We start from the raw sequence: 18,672 nt of genomic DNA on the forward strand, positions 1-18,672 counted from the left end.
TTACCGGTGTGTCGTGTCTCACGTGTGCGCGGCGTTGCGGGCGAGGAAGGCTGGCGATATGGCTCCGTTGGTCCACTTGTGCAGCGCCGATGAGTGGCGGCTGGCCCAGGACCGGGGTGAACATCGTCCCGACTCGCTCGACGCTGACGGGTTCGTGCACCTGTCGACACCCGAACAGGTGCATCTGCCGGCGAACCGGCTCTTTGCCGGCCGCACCGACTTGGTGCTACTGCATATCGACCGAACACGCTTGTCAGCTCCACTGCGTTGGGAACCCGGCGTGCCGACCGATCCCGCGGGGATGGTGTTCCCGCATTTGTACGGACCGCTTCCGGTCGCGGCTGTGATCAGCGCCACGCCTTACCGGCCAGGCGCCGACGGTGGATTCGCCCCGTTGACGTCGTCGACATAGGCGTCCGCTTCGATCTCCACCAGCAGCTCCGGCGTGATGAGCGCCGACACTTCCACCATGGTCGCGGCGGGTCGGATGTCGCCGAACACCTCCGCGTGGACGGCGCCGACTTCCCGCCACTGCGCGATGTCGGTGACGTATATCCGGGTCCGGACCACATCCGCCAGCGACGCGCCAGCCTGCTGAAGCGCGGATTCGATGCGCCGCAATGCATCTCGGGTCTGCTCCGTGATGTCGTCGCCGGTGCCGGTGGTGCCGGCCACCGCGACGTAGGGTCCGGTGCGAACCGCGCGCGAGTAGCCGGCCACCGCCTCGAACGGGGAGTCAGAGGACACGTTGAGGCGCTCGGGCATCACTACAATCTAGTGCTCTGGTGTAACTACACTGCCCCCCGTGGGCATTCTGTTTGGCTTCGCGCCGTGGATCGTCTATTGGATTCTGGTCGGCAACGTCCCGTTCAGCGCGGCCGTGCTGGTCGCGTTGGGCATCGCCGTGCTGTCCTTCGGAATCGGCCGCATCAGAGGCGCGCCAGGCCGGACGCTCGAAATCGGTGCTGTCGCAACTTTTTTGGTGCTGACAGTGCTTACGTTCACGGTGAGCCAGTCGTTCCTGGAGCGGTGGATGCAGCCGCTGAGCACAGCCGGCATCTTTGTGGTCGCGCTCGGCGGGCTGTTGCTCGGCCGGCCGTTCGTCCGCGAGTTCGCCGAAGTGGGCCAGCCGAAAGAAGTCGTCGAAAGCGACATGTTCGCGCGGATCACCATGCTGCTCACCTGGATCTGGGTCGCCGCGTTCGCCGGCATGACGGTGTCGTCGGCGATTCCGCCCCTGGTGTACGGCGATGCCACGATCCTCGACACCGAGACGCCGCTGTCGTTCATCTGCTACTGGGTCATCCCGTTCACGCTGCTCGGTCTTGCCGCCCTCGCGTCGCGTCTGCTACCCGAACGGATGGCCCCGGCCGAAGAGGACATCGTGCGCAAGACCACTTTTGTCGCGTTCGCCGAGGCGGAGATCGACCAACTCATGTACCTGGCCACCGAACACGCCAAGCGCGAGGTCGGGCCCGGCAAGGAGCCCTACGACGTCAGGATCGGGAGCAAGGGTGTCCCGCTGGTGGGAGACGAGACGCGGGAGTCGTGGCCCTCGACCTACAAGGTGCGCGAGAAGAAGCGCTAGCTGCGCGATAGCGAAAGGCGCAGGGCGACAGACGCACTGACCGTCCGCGAGTGTGAAGCTGTGGCGAAAAATGTGGCCGATTTTCGCACTCAGTTCACAACGGCGAACGTCAGATGACCGATTTGGCCACCTATCGGGGCCGTCTGTCATACATTTCGCCGAAGGATCAGCCAGTGGGGCCACAGGGGGCGAGATGACGGTGCAGGGCTTCTTCCGGGGGTGGGCGCGACGATGCCTGGCCGGCGGCGCAGTCGTGGTCATATCGGCTGCATTGACAGTGTCTGTGCCCGACGCGGGGCGCACGCCGCTGTACAACGCCGCGGTTCGGCTCGCCGGAACCACGTTGGGTGTCGGCGGCACCATCGAGGGCTTCGCGTTGTCCATCCCGTTCAACTTCTACGGCACGATCGTCCCGGAGGGTGACCGGTATCGGCCAGTCCCGTATCCGGGCATCGCCGGCGTCGACATCCCGATCGTGTCCGATCTTCCGGTCCTGTCCTATCTGCCGTACTGGCCGCAGTCGATGACCTCATCCGTCGACAAAGGGGCATTCCTTCTGAGTCGCGCCATCGCGGCGCAGCCGACCGATGACAAGACGACGATCATCGGCATGTCGCAGGGCTCGATGGTGGCCGAAACCGTGCGCGCCGAGATGGCCGAAGATCCGGAATACGTTGCGAACGCGGACAATTACGAGTTCATTCTGCTGGGCAATCCGTATCGACCGGTCGGCGGTATCGCGACGCGCTTCAACTTCTTCAACGACACGCCGATCGAACGCCTTCTGGGTGTGCCGATCGGGCGCCCCGGACCGGCCGACAGCCCGTTCAAGACCACCGACTACTCGAACCAGTACGACCCGGTGTCCGATTTCCCGGCCTACTTCAACCCGCTGTCGCTCGCCAACGCTGCGGCCGGTGCGGTGTTCCAGCACGCCATCCCCGGATACTTTCTCGACGATCCGAACAACCCCAACCGGGTGGAAACCACGGTTGGCAACACCACGTATGTGTTGCTGCCCCAGCACCTTCCGTTGCTGTACCCGTTCCATGTGGCGGCGTCCGTCGTCGGGATGGAGCGGTTCGTCGATTTCGCCGAACCCGCTCTTCGGGTGCTGGTCGAAATGGGGTACGACCGCACTGCGGACCCCAGCCAGGTCTCCGAGTTCAGCCTCATCACGCCGCCGGAGAAAATCGCGGAGGCGGTGCAGCAGCTGCCCGGGGCGGTCGCCGAGGGCGTGGAGATCCTCGGGGGCAAGAAATACGTCCCGCCGGCCCCGCCCGCGCCGGTCGTCGAGTCGCCGGCGTCAGAAGAACCCGAGGCGGCCGAACTCTCCTCCGCTGCCGTGGCACGCGCGACCGAAAATGGCAGCGAGACGCCGGCGACGACGCGCGACACCCGCTCCAAGAGAGGGTCGTTGGGCGCGAACCGGTTGGCATCCCGGCTCGCGAATGCCATTTCCGAGGCTCTGCCGGGTCGGGCCACTCCGAGGTCGGACCAAACCGAGTCCGAGGGCGAAACACGTGAGGCGCGGGCTGGACACCCAGATTCCACGTCCGATAAGGATTCATCGAACGAATCCAAGCCCGCGGCGTGATCGTCAGGCGGGGTCGAGCGCGTCGAGCAGCTGCAGCGCCAGACTGTAGCCGGCGTGCACGTCGCGCCACTGGCGGCTGACCGGATCGGCCCCGTCCAGTGCATGCCGGCTGCTGTCCAGGAGCCGATCCGCCGCGTCACGTGCCCGGACGATGGCCTGTCGATAGGCGCGCGCCGCGTCAGCAGCGCGGTTCGGTGTGGTGACCTGCAACTTGGCCATGTCTATATCGGAAGCCGTCGCAGCCACCTGGGCCGACTTCTCCTCGGTGACCTCGCCGCTGCCGAACGACGTGACCAGCCGTGCGCGTACCTCGCCGACGTGCTTGCGCCAGACACCATCGGCGGATCCCACGACCGCCGTCGCCGCTGCCGCCGCAGCGACCAAATGGGCATCGGCACTCCAGGTTTCGGACATCCAGCCCTCGCCTACCGCCAAGTCCGTGACCGTCACATCGCACACGCCGGCCGCCTCGAGGCCGATCCGCGGGCGAACCGGGTCGATGCGCACGCAGTCCCGCGGCAGCAGGACGCGACGGCGTGCGTCGCCGTCGCTGACGGTGAGCAACAGCCAATCCGCGTACTCGGCACCGACGACCGATCCCCATCGACCCGTGAGCCGACGATTCACCAGCTCGCCGCCGACCCGATGTGAGGCGGCGACCAAGGAGACATCCGGCAGCCCAGCAACGTCATGGGCGGCCGTGTTGAACATCGCCGCGAGCCACCCCAGCGAACCGTCGAGCGCGGCGAGCTCGTAAACCACCTCGAACAACGTCTCGACCGACAGCCGGCCGATGCCCGAATCATGCAGCGTGGTAACCCATTCAGCTGTCGGCGTGCTCTGCGCGCCGGCTGCAAGCGGGGCCATCGCGTCGAGCACGTCGCGCACAACGTCGCCCGTCCCGCCCGGCTCGGTCATATCTGCATCCTTCGGCAGCCGCGAATGGTATGCATGATCGTGGCACGGGATGGGCAGCCATGACCCAGGGTTCCTCGCAAGCGGTGCGAGAAGCGGTCGAGGCACTGCTGCCTGCGATCGCGGACGCGGCGGCCGACGTCGACCGAAACGGCGCGGTCGACCCACAGGTGATCGTTGGCCTGCACGACGCGGGTTACTTTTCGCTGTTGCAGCCAAAGTCGTTCGGGGGCTTGGAGGCTGATCCGAACGACTTTCTGGCGCTCACCCTCGAGATCTCATCGGCGTGCACCTCGACGGGCTGGTTGGCCGGGTGGCTGGGGGTGAACAGCTGGGGGCTCACACTGCGCGATGAGCGGGCGCAGCAAGAGATCTGGGGTACCGATCGACGGACGCTGCTGTGTTCGTCCTACGCGCCGGCCGGACGGCTGGAGCGCGTCGACGGCGGCTTCCGGCTGTCGGGGCGGTGGAAGCGGGCCACCGGCGCGAGGCAGGCATCGTGGCTGAACACCGCGACGCTTCTCGTCGGCCCGGACGGCGCCGCTCAGGATTTTGTCGCGGTGCTGGTGCCGCGTACGGACTATGAGGTCGAGCCGAACTGGAATGGCTTGGGGCTGCGCGGGATTGGCGCAGATGACGTCGTCGCCACCGACGCGCTGGTGCCCGATTACCGCACTTTTAGCTGGCTCAATATCGACCAGAGTGCCACCGTTGCGCCGCTGTACCGGCTACCGCAACCGACGCTGTACACCCTTGCCGGCACCATTCCGCTGCTCGGTGCGGCTCGGCGCGTGCTGCGAGCACGACGTCCCGACACGACGGCAGCCCAAAGTGCGCTCGCCATGGCCGAAACCGATATCGAGCTGTCGCTGCGCCAGATCCGCCGCAACGTTGCAAACCTCATGCAATGCGCTCGTGCCGGCGGCTACCCGGACACCGAGTTGGTGTTGCGATCGCGCCGAGACCAGGTGATGGCCTCCGAACGGGCGATGCGGGCCGTTCGCACGGTCATGCAAGAGTCTGGCGCGGACGACGACGGTCTGCTCGAGCGCGTGTGGCGCGATGTGCAGACCGCCCGGGTCCACGTCGCTAGCAATGTCACTCAGGTGCTGTCGGTGGTGGGCCGGTTCGCGTTCGGCCTCAAGGTCGACGACCTCATTTGGTGACCGGGTCAGACCCAGTCGTCGGAGGACAGCGTGCGAAGCACCCGCGACAACATGTCATCGGTCACCGACGGGGGTTCGGCCGGGCCCGGTGCTGACCGGGTTGCGATGCGGCCGAGTCGCTCGGAAATGTCACGCGCGGCACGCAATACGAACGGGGCCGTATTTTGTAGGTGTCCGACAGGCACCGCTCCCGTGAGTGACAGGCCGGCCCCTTCGCCGTCGGCGGTGCGGATGGGCGCCGCCACGCTGGACAGGCCGACGGTCAGCTCCTCGTTGTCGTACGCGAGCCCGTGGCGGGATCTGATCTGGGCCAGCTCCTGATGCAGCATGGACAGATCGGCGATGGTCGCGGGAGTGCATTTGCGGAGCGGGTCCGCGACGATCGCGTCGACCGACTCGGCCGGAATCTGCGAAAGCATCGCTTTTCCCAACGCGCTGGCATGTGCAGGCGTGTGACCGCCGACGCGCGTCGGCACCACCACGCCTTGGCCGCTCGACACCTTGTCGAGGTAGACGACATCCGCGCCGACCAGCACCCCGAGGTGCACGACCAACGCGGTGTCGGCGTGCAGACGCTCGAGGGTGGGGGCGGCGACGCCGCGCAGCTGTGAGTGATCGACCATCCGGGTCAGCGGCAGCGGTGAGGATGCGACGCAGTAGCCGTCGGGCCGATGGTGCAGGAGCCCCGCGTCGTGCAGCTGGTTGAGGATGCGATGCGTCGACGAACGGGGTAGCCCCGTGCGGGCGACCACCTCGTCGAGGTAGAGAAGCGTGCCGGGACTGTCGAACAGGTTCATGATTTGCGCGACGCGGTCCACCAACGACGTCGTCGCGTCGCGTTTACCACTCGATGACCGCTGCATGTACCGAAAGAATCTCACCACACCGGATTCAGCGCTGCGGAAATCGTCGTTTCACCTACGTCGGCGCATACTCGAGTTATGGCCAGGCACAGACTGTTCTGCGTACCGGGGACCTGGGAAGCGGTCGCTGCGGCCAATGGCGGCCCCATCACGCCGGCGGCCGAGATCGGGATGCTCAAAGGCATCACCGATGTCCTCGATCGCACTGTGTTCGACATCGTCTACGTCAACTATCCGGCCAGTTTCGGCCCGATTCCCGGGGGTGGCCAGGACCTGCTGGACGCGCTGGGCAACCCGTCGTATCTGAAGTCCCGGGATATGGGTGTCGCCGAGGTGAAGCGTTTGATCGGCGAACATCGAGGCTCATTCGGCCTGCTCGGTTACAGCCAGGGCGCCGCGGTGGTGTCGCTGGTCGGCCGTGAGTTGGTGTCCGGGTCGCTCACCGCACGCCAACGTGACTGCCGTTGGGTACACGCGATCGGATCACCGCACCGAGGTCGCGGGCGCACCTTCCATCTCGGCAATCAGCTTGCCTACCAAGGAATCTCCGGCGACAACATCACCATGGCCGGCACCATCGACTGGTTCGATTATTGCCTGCCCGGCGACATCTACGGCAATGCCGACATTTTCGGCACCTATCTGAAGCAGGGTTACGACCTTGTCACGCCGCTTTCGCTCGTCGACCCGTTCAGCATGATCGCGACCATCGCGATGAACATCGCGCGCTGGGCGCAGACCGGCGAGCTGGGGCCGGTCAGCTTGTTCCGTTTGGTCAAAACCGGATTCGACCTCGGGGTGTTCCTGCGCGACTTCCCGCACGACAAGTACGCGGTAACAGACATCATTCCCGGGCGGACGGCGCTACAGCATTCCGCGAACCATCTGAACTTCTGGGGACCGCGGGTGCCCGACGTCGTCAACCTGTGACCGGGATCCGGCCCGCGCTGGCGCCGCCGTCGACCGTCAGATCGGCCCCGGTGATGTAGGACGATGCGTCCGAGGCGAGGAACGCGACGACGTCGGCGACCTCCTCGGGCGTCCCCACCCGGGTCAGCGGCGCGCCCGGATGGCCTCCCGGTCCACGTTGCACGCCCAGGTGCGCGATCATCGGCGTATCGATCATCCCGGGGTACACCGTGTTGACCCGAATGCCCAACGGGCCCAGTTCGATCGCCGCCACCTTGGACATGCCGCGCAGTCCCCACTTCGATGCGCCATAGGCGCTGTAACCGGACAGGCCCTGCTGACCGGCCTGCGACGCGATGTTGACGATCGAGCCGCCGCCGACCGATGTCATCGGGCCCACGACAGCCTGGATGCCGAGAAACGCCCCGACGAGATTGACCCGCAGCATCCGTTCGAACTCGGCTGCGGGTTGCTCGACGAGTGGCCGGTTCACGCAGATCGCCGCGTTGTTGACCAGGACGTCGACCCGGCCGAACGTGGCAAGTGCGGTGTCCACCGTTGTGCGCCAGTCGTTTTCGTTGCCGACATCATGCCGTACGAAGCACGCCGCCGCACCGATCGAGTCGGCGACCGCACGACCCTGCTCGGCCAGCACGTCGGTCAGCACCACACGGGCGCCCAGTGAGGCGAACAGGCGGGCCTCCGCCGCGCCCTGGCCCTGCGCCGCGCCGGTGATGATCGCGACCTTTCCCGACAGGTCCATCGGTGTGGGCATGATCAGTCCGAGTCCTGATCGATGCCGGTCAGCATGATCTCTGACACCCGGCGCGGAAACTCGGTGAAGGTGGCCATCATCGCGATGCGGCGCGGCAGGATCACGTGGCGACGGTTGCGCTCGATGGCCTCCGCGACGGCCACCGCGACCTCCTCGGGTTCCAACGCCTCGGGTGGCAACATCTTCCACTTCAACGACCGCTCGATCGTGCGGCGTGCCGGACCGAATTCCCGGATGTGGTCGATCATGTCGGTCTTGACCTCACCGATCTGAACGAGCGTGGTGTTCACCGGTTTGCCGCGCAGTTCGGACCGGATGCCCGCGGTGAAGTGGCTGAGCCCGGCCTTCGATGCGCCATACAAGGTGACGCCGGGTCCCGTCGAGATCGCGCCCATCGACGACACGTTGACGATGTGGCCGCGTCCACGCGACAGCATGCGGGGCATCGCCTGCCGGCACAACTCCATCGGGGCATTGAGGTTGACCTGCAACAGATCACGGACTTCTTGTGCGCTGGCCTCGGGGAATCGGCCAACCCGGTCGATGCCGGCATTGTTGATCAGTACATCGATCGGGCCGTCGGCCTCTACCCGTTCGATCAGGTCCTCTACCGCGCCGGGGTCGGCGAGGTCGGTCGGATATGCCTTGCCGTCCAGCTCTTTTGCCAGCACCTCAATCGAATCGCTGCGGGCCACCAGGGCAACGTCGACGCCGCGCGCCGCGAGTACCTCGGCGATGCTCTTGCCCAGTCCGCGGCTTGCGCCGGTGACGAGCGCGCGGGTGTTCCTCAACTGCATGGTGATTCCCCTCTCAACGCGCTACGCACGACCGCGCACACGTCGTCGGTGGCTTGCTGGGCGGCCGGAAGGTGGTCGGCCAGGTTGAAGAATCCGTGAAAGCCCCGCTCATACCGCCGAACCGTCGCGGGGACACCGGCCGCGCGAAGCCGCGCGGCGAACTCCTCGCCCTCTTCGCACAGCGGATCCAGTTCGCCGGTGACGACGTGAGCGGGTGGCAAGCCGTTGAAGTCGCCGAGGATGGGCGAGGCCAACACGTTCGTACGGTCACCGTCGGCGCCGAGGTACTGCTCGGTGAACCACTGCATGTGCGCTGCGGTGAGCACCCCGCTCGCGGTGTGCGGACTGTCCAGCGAGGACTTTCGGCGCTGGTCGACGACCGGGTAGATCAGCACCTGAAAGGCGATCGGCGGACCTCCGCGATCGCGGGCCATCATGGCGACGACGGCGGCCAGATTGCCGCCGGCGCTGTCGCCGGCCACCACCAGCTGTGTCGGATCACCGCCGAGCTCGTCGATATGGGCCGCCACCCACTCGGTAGCCGTCCAGGCGTCGTCGACGGCGGCCGGGAAGGGAAACTCCGGGGCCAGCCGATAATCCACCGAAACCACCACGGCGCCAATGCCGTTGGCCAGTCTGCGGCAGCACGAGTCGTGTGAGTCGAGGTCACACAGCACGAACCCGCCGCCGTGGAAGTACACCAGCGCCGGCAACCCCGAACCGGAACGACCCGCGGCCGCGGGGTGGTAGATGCGAACGCCCACACCGGATTCGCCGATGGTGCGGTCCTCGACCCGATCGACGGGAACCGGGATGGCAGGTCTGCGACTGGCCTTAAGGCTGGCGCGCACGCGCACCGCGTCACCGGAGGCGAACGCAGCGCTCATCCGGGCCGCCAGCTCCTGCTGCATCGTGGCTGTGTCCGTCATTTGACGCCGCCCGTCAGCTGCCCGCGCAGCAGCTTGCCGGTGGCGTTGCGCGGCAATTCGGCGAGGAACTCGACGTCGCGAGGAATCTTGTAGCGCGCCAGGTTTGCCCGCACATACTCCTTGATGTCGTCGGGCCGGACGGCGGCGTCGCCGGCGGGCACCACGTACGCCTTGAGACGCTGGCCGAAGTCCGGGTCGTCGACACCGATGACGGCCACTTCGTCGACGGCGGGGTGGGCGCTGATCAGGTTTTCCACCTCGAGCGGGTAGACGTTCTCACCGCCGCAGATCACCATGTCGTCATCGCGTCCGTCGACGTAAAGCCGTCCGGTCTCGTCGAAATGGCCGACATCGCCGCTGCTGAGCAGCCCGTCGATGACTTCCTTGCGCCGGCCGTCGGTGTAGCCCGAAAAGCTGATGTTGCTGCCGGCGAAGATGCGGCCTATGGTGTGCGGCGCGGTGATCTCGTTGCCGTCTTTGTCGTAGAGCTTGACGGCGCAGCCCACCGGGGGGCCGTCCCGCTGTCCTCGGATCGTGCAGGAGGTCTTCGGGCATGGCGACGGTCATCACGGCCAGCTCGGTTGAGCCGTAGAGGTTGTAGAGCACCGGTCCGAACTCGTCCATGGTGCGCACGACCAGGTCGGGCGGCACGGCGGATCCGGAGACGAAGATGATCCGCAGTGACGACGTGTCGTAGCGGTCGCGAACCTCCTCGGGCAGGGCCATGATTCGCTGCAGCATGGTCGGCACGACGACGAGCACGTCGCACCGGTACGCGTCGACGGCGTGCAGCGTCTGCTCGGGATCGAACCTGCGGCGCAGCACCAGCCGGTTGCCGAGCGCCAGCGACAGCACCGCCTGGCCCAGCCCGGTGCCGTGAAACATCGGCGCGGCCAGCATCGCTGTTTCGTTGCGGCGCCGCGGAACTCGGTCCAGCAGTTGCGCGGAGAACAGGGGAGAGGTTTTGCCACGCGGTGCGCCTTTCGGGGTGCCCGTCGTCCCGCTGGTCAGCAGCGTCAGACCGCCCGGCTTCGCCGGCGCCGGCACGGGTGCGGTGGAAGCCGATCGGATCAACCCCTCGATGGAGCCGTCGGGTGGGCTGTCGGTTGTCCAGGCGACGAATCGCCGTACGCTCCCGTCGATGGCGCCGAGGAGCTCGCTGAATTCGTCGTCGTAGACCAAGACGGTGACGTTTTCGCGTCGGGCGACGTCGGCGAGCTGGGGCTTGGCGAACCCGGTGTTCATCAGCAGCAGCTGTGCGCCGATCTTGCCGGCCGCGGCGAGGGCGGTGAGCAGTCCCCGGTGATCGCGGCACAGCACCGCGATGACGTCGCGCGATCCGATACCCCGCTGGGTCCACGCCCGCGCCAACGCGTTGATCTGACCGTTGAGGTCGGCGAATGTCAGATCACCGGCCTCATCGGTGACGGCGAACGCATCGGGGTTGTTCACCGCGGCCGCCTCGATGACCCCGGCGAACCCACCGTAGGCGCGCACCAGTTTCGCCGACCGGATGCCGTCCACGATGCCTCCGGACAGGCCGGCGTCACGCAGCACGCTCACGCTGCGGGCGGTGGTACGGAGCCGGCGGGCGGTATCGACGACGTACTTCATGCCCGGCACGGTAGGGGCGACGCCACGCCCGGCTCACCGGAAAGTCTCGCTGACCGAGACATCTTGTCTGCTTCCGCACACCACGCGCGTAGATGTAAGCCACACCACAACGGGTTCGACGGGAAAGGTGACCGATGCGGCGTCTGAAAGGCGAGGACAACAGCTTCCTGGCGTGGGAGAGCGACGTGCAACCCCAGCACACGATGAAGGTCGTGGTGCTCGACCCGAGCCACGGGCGGGTGCCGCTGACCTTCGAGGCGGTCAAGGATGCCGTTTCAGGTTTGGTAGAGCAGGTCGAACCACTGCAGTGGCAGCTGCTGATGCCGCGCATCGGGTTCGGTCGGCCGTGGTGGATCGCACGCCCCCAGCTCGACATCGCCTACCACGTGAAGCGCACTACCGCCGTGGCACCGGGCGGCGATCGTGAGCTCGCGGCGGCGATGAGCTCGATCTTCGAAGCGCGCCTGGACCGCAACCGTCCTGCCTGGCAGCTGTGGTACATAGACGGTCTTGCCGACGGGCGGATCGCGTTGATGCTGAAGATTCACCACGCCGTGGCCGACGGGGCGGCCTCGCTGCGCCTTCTCGAGGCGATGTTCAGCAGCGACCCGCAGACTCCGCTGCCGACGCCGCGACGGAACCCGATGCCCGATGAGCGGCGGCCGGCGCCATGGGTGTGGTTCCCGCTGGTGCTGCGGCATCAACTCGCCGCGCTCGCAAGGTTTCCGGGCATCATCGCCCGCACCGTGCGCGTCACCGGCATCATCCGGCGCCGCCAGAAAGCCGGCAAACCCGGCTATGCCAAGGCATTCGCCGCGCCGCCGGCCCCGTTCAACGAGCCGCTCACCTCGGATCGCCGGTTCGCCTACCGCGGTTGCGAGATGCGGCAGATCAAGCGGGTCGCGACGACGTTCGGTGTCACCGTGAACGACGTATTTCTGACGATCTGCAGCGGCGCGCTTCGCGAATTCCTGTACCGCACAGGGAAATTGAGCGACGAACCGTTGACCGCTGTGGTGCCCGTGTCGATGCGGCCGCCCGGTGCCGAGGTGAAGTGGGGCAATCAGGTGGCCCGCTGGAACGTCGACTTCGCCACCCATATCGCCGATCCGGTGGAGCGGCTACACGCGATTGCCACCGCCACCAAGACCGCCCGCGAGGTGCAGGCCGAGCGCGACGCGTTCCTGCAGCACGACTGGATGGAGTACTGGCCGCTGTTCTGGCTCTACTCCCGGGTGCTGCCGATCCTCGGCGCGCGGATCAGTCGCCGGCCGATGTTCAGCCTCATCGCCTCCAACATGCGGGGCCCACAGCGCCGGCTCTACTGGGGCGGGGCGCCGATCGAAAAGCTCATCTCGACCGGCCCGCTGGTGTTTCCGATGGGGCTGAACTTCACCGGGTGGAGTTACGAAGATCAGATGACGATCGGCGTGCTCACGTGCGGTGACCAGGTGCGCGACCCATTCGAGATCGCGGACCACCTGCCCGCCGAGCTCGCCGAGTTGGCGGCGGCGGCGTCAGCCCGGATCGAGGCCATCGAGAAGACGTATGGTCAGCCGGCAACCGGCGTGGACGTCCTGCCAGAGGCGGGTAACCGGATCTGAGGCGTCGAGCGCATGGCGGTGATTGCTGGCCAACAGGTGGTCGGTCGCATCGCGCGCCCGGACGATGGCCTGCCGATGCGCCCACGCCGCCGCGCGCACGTCGACGTCACCCGTGTCCGACCGTTGGATCGACGCGGCGATCTGCAGCTTGGCCGCATCGATGTCGGACGCCGTCCGTGCCACCTGGGTCGTCGACGATGCCTGATCGGTCACCTCTTCGCTGCCGTACGAGACGGCCAGCCGTTCGCGGACCTGGTCGACGTGGCTTCGCCAGACGCCGTCCGCCGATCCGACCACGGCGGCGGCCGCCGCAGCGCCGACGACCACAGGCGTCGGTATCCTCGATGCTGCTTCGAATTCCACACGCGCGCTGGCGCATTGGAACACTCGATGCTCGGCGACCGCCGCCTCGGACACCGTCACATCGCAGATGCCGGCCGCAAGCAGTCCGGGCCGGGGCCGCACCGGATGGATGTCGATGTCGCTGCGGGGCAGAAGGATGGCGGATGGGCCATCCTCGTCGTGCGCGGTCAGCAACAGCCAGCCGGCGTACTCGCAACCCGCGACAGACCGCCACCGGCCGGTCAGTCGTCGGTCGCGGCCGGATCGAACCAATCGACCCTCGGGACGATAGCTCGCGACAACCAACGCGTCGGGGTCGTCGCTCCAGACGTCGTCGGCCGCCGGCAACCCAGCCATGTCGTAGGCCGCAGTGTTGAACGCCGCGGTGAGCCAACCGGCCGACCCGTCGAGCGCGCTGAGTCCCTCGACGGCCGAGATGAACTCGTCGGCGTCGACGCCTGCGCCGCCGTATCGGCTCGGCTGCAACATCCGCCAGATTCCTGAATCGCGAAGCGCCGCAACGTCCGTCGATCCGGCGGCGTCGAGAATCGCCCGGGCCGAGGCGTACGCACCGGCGGGCCGGGACACCTGAGACACCCAGACCTCCTCGGGGCGCGACGATCAGTGGTATCCACGATGGTGACACACGGAACGAGCCAGACGGGGCGGTGCCGATGACGCAAAGTGTGCTCGACGCGGTCCGCGCACTGCTGCCCGCGATCGCCGAGGCCGCTCCGGTTGTCGATCGGGACGGCGCCGTCGACGCCGACACGATTGCGCGCCTGCGGGACGCGGGATTCTTCTCGATGCTGCAGCCGAAGGCTTTCGGGGGCCGCGAGGCGGCGCCGTTCGACTATCTGGTGGCGACGCGGGAACTCTCGTCGGCGTGCACCTCCACGGGGTGGTTGGCGGGGTGGCTCGGGGTGAACAGTTGGCACCTGGCCCTGTTCGACGAGCGCGCGCAGCGCGATGTCTGGGGTTGCGACCCGCAGGCGCTGCTGTGTGAGTCCTACGCGCCGACCGGGCGGCTGGAGCGCGTCGACGGTGGGTTCCGGTTGTCCGGCCGTTGGCACCATTGCACCGGCGTGCGCCATGCATCGTGGTTTCTGGCGGCAGCGGTGCTCATCGGGGCCGACGGGGACGCCCAGGACTTCGCGGTGGCGCTGGTGCCGCGGAGTGACTACGTCATCGAGCCGAACTGGAATGGGTTGGGACTGCGAGGAATCGGTGCGGACGACGTCGTGGTCTCCGGCGCGCTCGTGCCGAGGTATCGGACATTCGGCTGGGTCACCCAGGATCAACGAGCCGGACTTGCGCCGCTCTACCGGCTTCCGCAACCGACAATGTACACCCACACCGGGATCGCACCGATTCTCGGAGCGGCTCTTGCAGTGTCGGCGGTGGGGCCGCCGAATCCCACCTCGGCACTCAGCGAGATCGCCATGGCCAGAACCGATCTCGACCTGTCGCTTCTTCAGATGCGGCGCAATCTGGGTGAACTCATGGATTGCGCACGCCGCGACATCGCGCCGGATACAGAGTTGATGTTGCGCTCGCGCCGCGATCAGGTGATGGCGTCGGAGCGGGCCGTGCGGGCGGTGCAGACGTTCCTCCGTCACTCGGACGTCGACGACGATGTGTCGGAGCGGGTATGGCGTGACGTGCAGACCGCGCGCACGCACGTGGCCAGCAACGTCGAACAAGTGCTGTCGGTGGTCGGCCGGTTCGCATTCGGCTTGAACGTCGACGACCTCATCTGGTGAGTCCGCTCAGACCCACGCGTCGGAGGTGAGTGTGCGCAGCACCCGCGACAGGATGCTGTCGGTGGCCGGCGAGCCGCTCGCCGCCGCCGCGGATGGCGTGCTGCCCAGCTGTTGGGCGATGTGACGCGCGGCGCGCATGACAAACGGTGCGGTGCGCTGGAGCCGGTGCATGGGGACCGCCCCTGTCAACGACAGGCCCGCGATCTCACCGTCGGGTGTGCGCAGTGGCGCCGCGACGCTGGCCAGTCCGATCGCGAATTCCTCGTTGTCGTAGGCGAGTCCGTGTCGGGACCGGATGCGCGAGAGCTCCTGATGCAGCGTCGCGAGATCGGCGATCGTGGCGGGTGTGCGTTTTCGAAAACGTTCTGGAACAATCGCATCCACCTGTTCGGCGGGAAGTTGGGCCAACATCGCCTTACCCAATGCGCTGGCGTGTGCAGGCGTGTGGCCGGCCACCCGCGTCGGCACCAGCGCGCTGTTGCGGCCCGCCACCTTGTCGAGATAGACGACGTCGCCGCCGAGCAAGACGCCGAGGTGGACCACCAGGCCGGTGTCGGCGTGCAGTCGATCGAGCGTCAGCGATGCCACTCCGCGCAACCGCGAGTGGTCGACCATCCTCGTCATCGGCAGCGGCGAGGCCGCCAGGCAGTAGCCGTCGGGGCGGTGTTGCAGCAACCCGGCACCGTGCAACTGCTTGAGGATGCGATGGACCGAGGATCGCGGGAGACCCGTCCGGGTCACGACCTGGTCGAGCCGCAACGGCTTCCCCGGGTCATCGAACGAATTCATGATCAGCGCGACACGTTCCACCATCGACACCGCGGTGTCGCCGTCGCCGCTGACGGTCTTGTGCATGGACGTCAGCCTTCCACCATGCGGACGGCGCCGCCGCGAGATTGCGTGCAGGCAGCAAAAGTGCGAGTAGAGGCCTGCCGGAATGCAATTTCGCGGCGGCGCCATTGCCGCGTGGTCAGCTTTCGCTGTCGGAGTCAGCCTCGCCGGAATTTGACGTCGTGGCCTTGGCGGCGTCGCGTGCCGTATCGGCGGCCTTCTTGACGGCGTCACCGATCTTGTCGACCGATTCCGCCACCTGATCGCTGACCGCCTTGACCGTCTCGCGCACCCGCTGTTGGGTGCGGGTCGCGGTGGTTCCGACCTTGCCGGGCTCGGCCATGTTGCCGTCGGTGAGATCGGTTGCGCCGTTGGACACGACGTCATTCGCCGGGCCGGTCGGCGACGCCTTGGTGACCGTATCGGCCACAGGCGCCTTCAACGGCTTCACCATGTCGACGGCCGACGTGACGTCGGCAACGACATTGCCGACCGCCGTGGTGTTTGCCTCCACCGTGTTCGTCAGTTCCGAAGGCTGCTCCTCGACCGCGTTGCCGACACGCTCGATGACTTCGGCATTGATCGCGCGGGTGAACTTCGTGACCGAGAAGGCCGCGGTCGCGACGCTGCGGTTGATCGCGGTCGCCACGGCTGTCACGTCGCCGGTCGCGATCGCATCGGTGACCTGCTGGGCGGCGGCGTTGAGCTGCCGTGTCAGCGTGCGCATTTGGAGCTGCACCTCATGCTCGAAGGTGGGCTCGGGGGCGAACCGCTGGCCGTTCCATTCCACCAAGGTCCAGCCGTCCTCGGGATTGCCCTCGATGATCACGTAGTCGGTATTGCCCAACGGCGCGGTGCTCAGCAGCTGAATCTTCTGTGTGGTGGTGAGGTTCTGGGCGTTCATCATCGTCCAGAACATGATGGTGCCGCCGTGCGAGAACACGACGACGTTCCGGTCGCCCTTGTCGTACATGGTCTTCAGCGCGCCGTCCACCCGGGCGTCGAACGCGTGCCCGTCGAGCGACGTACCCGGCATCACCACATCGCGGTTTCCCGCCAGTGCCCATGCAAGCGGGATCCTGGCGTACCCGTTGGCGGCTTCACTCTCCGGTGTTCCTTCGAAGACGCCGGCCTCGATCTCCTGCAGACCGGGCAGTACCTGGATGGGCAGGCCGAGGTATTGCGACATCGGTGCCGCCGTGAGCTGAGTCCGCACCATCGTCGAGGCGTAGATGGCGTCGTAGTTGTTGTCACCCAGCGTGTCGACCACATCCCGGGCCTGCTGCTGGCCCAACTCGGTGAGCACCGGACCAGGCGTCGACGTGTCGATCAGCCCGGACGCGTTGCCTGCCGACTCGCCGTGACGCACGAACGTCACCCTCATGTTCTCGGCGGCCCACGCGGGAATCGCGACGCCGAGGAGTAGCGCGAACGCCGTCAGGGCGGCGCCCAGATATGTCCACGGCACGGTTTGGCGCCGTCGAGGATCGTTCATTCAACACTCCCTTTCGCTGGGCGGACAGGGTCATGTTGAACTCGCGGTCGACCGCGAAGTAAGCGCTGGTCCCGTAGAACGGGACTCGGATATGGCTGGTCAGTTGCTCTCTTTGTGGAGCAGGAACGACAACACGGTCGTGACGAACGCGTCGCGCTGCTCGATCATTGCCCCGTGCCCGCAGTTGGGGAACACATGCAGTTCGGCGTTGGGGATGGCGCGCAGCGCGATCAGCGCCATGTCCAGCGGGCTCACCCGGTCGTCGCGACCCCAGGTGATCAGGGTCGGCGCCGTGATTCGGTGTATGCCCTCCCACGGCTGCAGGCCGCAGCCGAGACCGCCGACGGTGACCAGGCGCCGGACTTTCTCCGGATGGGCGATCGCGTAGGTGATCGCGACGCCGCCGCCCATCGCGTTGCCGATGATGTCGACGCTGTCGAGTTGTAGCGTGTCGACGAACTGGGTGAGCGCGTCGAGCGCGGTGGCCACGCCGGGGTGCTCAAGCACCAGGCAGCGGTAGAACTCGCCGAACGCCCCCAGCACGCCGTGGAAGTTGTGCCAGCCGGTGACATCCGGTCCGGAACCGTGAAGCAGCACCAGCGGGGGCCCGTAGCCGTATTCGTGATACCGCAATACACCCGCGTCGGTGTGGCGATCTCCCGGTACGTGGTCTCGTAACTGAGTGCCAAACTCACGCGTGCGTGCCCCCGTCTATTCGGATCTCGGTGCCGCTGATGAACGCGCCGTCGTCGGACACCAACATCGCGACGACACCCGCGACCACCGACGGGTCAGCCATGCCGGCCCCGCTGGCTTCCAGTGACGTCGGCAGGATCGGCGTCAACCGACCGAACAGCGACCAATCCGAATCCGACGGCAGGTATCCGCCTGTGGTGTCGGTGATTCCGGATTTGATGCTGCCCGGGGCGACGCACACGGCGCGCAGACCCTGACGGCCGTATTCCAGTGCGAGCGCGTGCGTCATCGCCTGGATACCGCCCTTGCTCGCGGCGTAGGCCGCCATGTACGGATGGGCGAACGTCGCCGAGGTGGAGCTGAAGTTCACGATCGCGCTGCGCGAGTTCCTCAGCAGCGCCGGCAGTGCCTCCCGCACCACCAGGAACGTCCCGGTGAGGTTGACCGTGAGGATCTGGTTCCATGCCGCCAGGCTCATCTCATGGGTATGCGCCGCCCGCAGGATGCCCGCGGCGTTGACCACCGAATCCAGGCCGTCGAGCGTTTTGAGCGCCGACTTCACCCCGTCGACCACGGAGGATTCATCGCCGACGTCCATCAGCAGCGCTGTGAGTCGGGCGTCGGCCCCGGCCTCTTGTGCTTTCAGGCGCGTCTTCTCCAAGCCGTCGGGGGCGATGTCGGCGCCTACCACCGCGGCCCCCTCGGCCAGCAGCCGCAGCACCGTGGCCTGCCCGATCCCCGATGCCGCGCCCGTCACCAGGATCCGATGGCCGTCCAGTCGATTCATG

The 18,672-nt window shown here is 66.9% G+C and carries 17 protein-coding genes and 2 pseudogenes; 7 read left to right on the forward strand and 12 right to left on the reverse strand.

The window, feature by feature from the left end; translation table 11 throughout:
* Positions 1-58: 58 nt before the first annotated feature.
* Positions 59-412 carry a DUF952 domain-containing protein gene (locus CWS39_RS09075; RefSeq protein WP_102142572.1) on the forward strand — a complete coding sequence of 118 codons (354 nt, stop codon included), beginning with the start codon at positions 59-61 and terminating at the stop codon, positions 410-412.
* On the opposite strand, the gene CWS39_RS09080 is transcribed toward CWS39_RS09075, so the two are convergent.
* Positions 361-765 (reverse strand): RidA family protein, encoded by a 405-nt coding sequence (locus tag CWS39_RS09080; RefSeq protein ID WP_102142573.1) that lies wholly within the window; start codon positions 763-765, stop codon positions 361-363. The genes CWS39_RS09075 and CWS39_RS09080 overlap by 52 nt on opposite strands.
* Before the next feature lie 40 nt (positions 766-805).
* On the opposite strand from CWS39_RS09080, the gene CWS39_RS09085 reads away from it, so the two are divergent.
* Together CWS39_RS09085 and CWS39_RS09090 are read left to right on the forward strand one after the other, a co-directional pair.
* A complete protein-coding gene (locus CWS39_RS09085; RefSeq protein ID WP_102142574.1) occupies positions 806-1,588 on the forward strand; it encodes a hypothetical protein in 783 nt (260 codons plus the stop codon).
* Positions 1,589-1,781: 193 nt separating this feature from the next.
* Complete coding sequence (locus tag CWS39_RS09090; RefSeq protein WP_102142575.1) at positions 1,782-3,185, forward strand: PE-PPE domain-containing protein; 1,404 nt, start codon at positions 1,782-1,784, stop codon at positions 3,183-3,185.
* A 3-nt stretch (positions 3,186-3,188) separates the two neighbouring features.
* Here CWS39_RS09090 and CWS39_RS09095 read toward each other — a convergent pair whose 3' ends face one another.
* Complete coding sequence (locus tag CWS39_RS09095; protein WP_102142576.1) at positions 3,189-4,103, reverse strand: acyl-CoA dehydrogenase family protein; 915 nt, start codon at positions 4,101-4,103, stop codon at positions 3,189-3,191.
* Positions 4,104-4,162: 59 nt separating this feature from the next.
* Between CWS39_RS09095 and CWS39_RS09100 the strand changes: the two genes are divergently transcribed.
* Positions 4,163-5,266 (forward strand): acyl-CoA dehydrogenase family protein, encoded by a 1,104-nt coding sequence (locus tag CWS39_RS09100; RefSeq protein ID WP_102142577.1) that lies wholly within the window; start codon positions 4,163-4,165, stop codon positions 5,264-5,266.
* A gap of 5 nt (positions 5,267-5,271) precedes the next feature.
* Here CWS39_RS09100 and CWS39_RS09105 read toward each other — a convergent pair whose 3' ends face one another.
* Positions 5,272-6,129, reverse strand: a complete 858-nt coding sequence (locus CWS39_RS09105; protein WP_102142578.1) for an IclR family transcriptional regulator — start codon at positions 6,127-6,129, stop codon at positions 5,272-5,274.
* A 78-nt stretch (positions 6,130-6,207) separates the two neighbouring features.
* Between CWS39_RS09105 and CWS39_RS09110 the strand changes: the two genes are divergently transcribed.
* Positions 6,208-7,059: a PE-PPE domain-containing protein gene (locus tag CWS39_RS09110; RefSeq protein WP_102142579.1), complete on the forward strand. Its 852-nt coding sequence runs from the start codon at positions 6,208-6,210 to the stop codon at positions 7,057-7,059.
* Here CWS39_RS09110 and CWS39_RS09115 read toward each other — a convergent pair.
* From CWS39_RS09115 to CWS39_RS29510, 4 genes and pseudogenes are all read right to left on the reverse strand, one after another.
* Entirely contained in the window at positions 7,049-7,813 is a 765-nt protein-coding gene (locus CWS39_RS09115) for a glucose 1-dehydrogenase (protein ID WP_233213418.1), read from the reverse strand. The two genes, CWS39_RS09110 and CWS39_RS09115, sit on opposite strands and share 11 nt — an antisense overlap.
* Before the next feature lie 2 nt (positions 7,814-7,815).
* The gene (locus CWS39_RS09120) at positions 7,816-8,610 is read right to left on the reverse strand and encodes an SDR family oxidoreductase (protein ID WP_102142580.1); all 795 of its coding nucleotides are present in this window, start codon (positions 8,608-8,610) and stop codon (positions 7,816-7,818) included.
* Positions 8,601-9,539 carry an alpha/beta hydrolase gene (locus CWS39_RS09125; RefSeq protein WP_233213419.1) on the reverse strand — a complete coding sequence of 313 codons (939 nt, stop codon included), beginning with the start codon at positions 9,537-9,539 and terminating at the stop codon, positions 8,601-8,603. Before CWS39_RS09125 ends, CWS39_RS09120 begins: the two co-directional genes overlap by 10 nt.
* Positions 9,536-11,153 (reverse strand): annotated as a pseudogene (locus tag CWS39_RS29510) (AMP-binding protein). The gene CWS39_RS09125 and the pseudogene CWS39_RS29510 overlap by 4 nt, the downstream one beginning before the upstream one ends.
* Positions 11,154-11,287: 134 nt before the next feature.
* On the opposite strand from CWS39_RS29510, the gene CWS39_RS09135 reads away from it, so the two are divergent.
* On the forward strand, positions 11,288-12,757 hold the full coding sequence (locus tag CWS39_RS09135) for a wax ester/triacylglycerol synthase family O-acyltransferase (RefSeq protein ID WP_102142581.1): 1,470 nt from the start codon (positions 11,288-11,290) through the stop codon (positions 12,755-12,757).
* On the opposite strand, the gene CWS39_RS09140 is transcribed toward CWS39_RS09135, so the two are convergent.
* On the reverse strand, positions 12,671-13,696 hold the full coding sequence (locus CWS39_RS09140) for an acyl-CoA dehydrogenase family protein (RefSeq protein WP_142386819.1): 1,026 nt from the start codon (positions 13,694-13,696) through the stop codon (positions 12,671-12,673). The two genes, CWS39_RS09135 and CWS39_RS09140, sit on opposite strands and share 87 nt — an antisense overlap.
* Before the next feature lie 77 nt (positions 13,697-13,773).
* On the opposite strand from CWS39_RS09140, the gene CWS39_RS09145 reads away from it, so the two are divergent.
* Positions 13,774-14,862: an acyl-CoA dehydrogenase family protein gene (locus CWS39_RS09145; RefSeq protein WP_102142583.1), complete on the forward strand. Its 1,089-nt coding sequence runs from the start codon at positions 13,774-13,776 to the stop codon at positions 14,860-14,862.
* A gap of 6 nt (positions 14,863-14,868) precedes the next feature.
* Here CWS39_RS09145 and CWS39_RS09150 read toward each other — a convergent pair whose 3' ends face one another.
* From CWS39_RS09150 to CWS39_RS09165, 4 genes and pseudogenes are all read right to left on the reverse strand, one after another.
* Positions 14,869-15,717, reverse strand: a complete 849-nt coding sequence (locus CWS39_RS09150) for an IclR family transcriptional regulator (protein ID WP_233213421.1) — start codon at positions 15,715-15,717, stop codon at positions 14,869-14,871.
* Positions 15,718-15,832: 115 nt separating this feature from the next.
* Positions 15,833-17,188, reverse strand: a complete 1,356-nt coding sequence (locus CWS39_RS09155) for a histidine phosphatase family protein (protein WP_233213422.1) — start codon at positions 17,186-17,188, stop codon at positions 15,833-15,835.
* Between the two features lie 99 nt (positions 17,189-17,287).
* A pseudogene (locus CWS39_RS09160) lies at positions 17,288-17,883 on the reverse strand (alpha/beta fold hydrolase).
* Positions 17,880-18,671: an SDR family NAD(P)-dependent oxidoreductase gene (locus tag CWS39_RS09165; RefSeq protein WP_102142585.1), complete on the reverse strand. Its 792-nt coding sequence runs from the start codon at positions 18,669-18,671 to the stop codon at positions 17,880-17,882. The pseudogene CWS39_RS09160 and the gene CWS39_RS09165 overlap by 4 nt, the downstream one beginning before the upstream one ends.
* Position 18,672: the final 1 nt, after the last annotated feature.

The organism is Mycobacterium hubeiense (assembly GCF_002838065.1).
Taxonomy (GTDB): Bacteria; Actinomycetota; Actinomycetes; order Mycobacteriales; family Mycobacteriaceae; genus Mycobacterium; species Mycobacterium hubeiense.

Excerpts from the sequence above, each read along its gene's own strand:
- CWS39_RS09105 (WP_102142578.1), bottom strand. The coding sequence starts at position 6,129 with ATGCAGCGGTCATCGAGTGGTAAACGCGACGCGACGACGTCGTTGGTG.
- CWS39_RS09095 (WP_102142576.1), bottom strand. The coding sequence starts at position 4,103 with ATGACCGAGCCGGGCGGGACGGGCGACGTTGTGCGCGACGTGCTCGAC.
- CWS39_RS09135 (WP_102142581.1), top strand. The coding sequence starts at position 11,288 with ATGCGGCGTCTGAAAGGCGAGGACAACAGCTTCCTGGCGTGGGAGAGC.
- CWS39_RS09115 (WP_233213418.1), bottom strand. The coding sequence starts at position 7,813 with ATGCCCACACCGATGGACCTGTCGGGAAAGGTCGCGATCATCACCGGC.
- CWS39_RS09100 (WP_102142577.1), top strand. The coding sequence starts at position 4,163 with ATGACCCAGGGTTCCTCGCAAGCGGTGCGAGAAGCGGTCGAGGCACTG.
- CWS39_RS09150 (WP_233213421.1), bottom strand. The coding sequence starts at position 15,717 with ATGCACAAGACCGTCAGCGGCGACGGCGACACCGCGGTGTCGATGGTG.
- CWS39_RS09090 (WP_102142575.1), top strand. The coding sequence starts at position 1,782 with ATGACGGTGCAGGGCTTCTTCCGGGGGTGGGCGCGACGATGCCTGGCC.
- CWS39_RS09165 (WP_102142585.1), bottom strand. The coding sequence starts at position 18,671 with ATGAATCGACTGGACGGCCATCGGATCCTGGTGACGGGCGCGGCATCG.
- CWS39_RS09155 (WP_233213422.1), bottom strand. The coding sequence starts at position 17,188 with ATGAACGATCCTCGACGGCGCCAAACCGTGCCGTGGACATATCTGGGC.
- CWS39_RS09075 (WP_102142572.1), top strand. The coding sequence starts at position 59 with ATGGCTCCGTTGGTCCACTTGTGCAGCGCCGATGAGTGGCGGCTGGCC.
- CWS39_RS09080 (WP_102142573.1), bottom strand. The coding sequence starts at position 765 with ATGCCCGAGCGCCTCAACGTGTCCTCTGACTCCCCGTTCGAGGCGGTG.
- CWS39_RS09120 (WP_102142580.1), bottom strand. The coding sequence starts at position 8,610 with ATGCAGTTGAGGAACACCCGCGCGCTCGTCACCGGCGCAAGCCGCGGA.
- CWS39_RS09145 (WP_102142583.1), top strand. The coding sequence starts at position 13,774 with ATGACGCAAAGTGTGCTCGACGCGGTCCGCGCACTGCTGCCCGCGATC.
- CWS39_RS09125 (WP_233213419.1), bottom strand. The coding sequence starts at position 9,539 with ATGACGGACACAGCCACGATGCAGCAGGAGCTGGCGGCCCGGATGAGC.
- CWS39_RS09110 (WP_102142579.1), top strand. The coding sequence starts at position 6,208 with ATGGCCAGGCACAGACTGTTCTGCGTACCGGGGACCTGGGAAGCGGTC.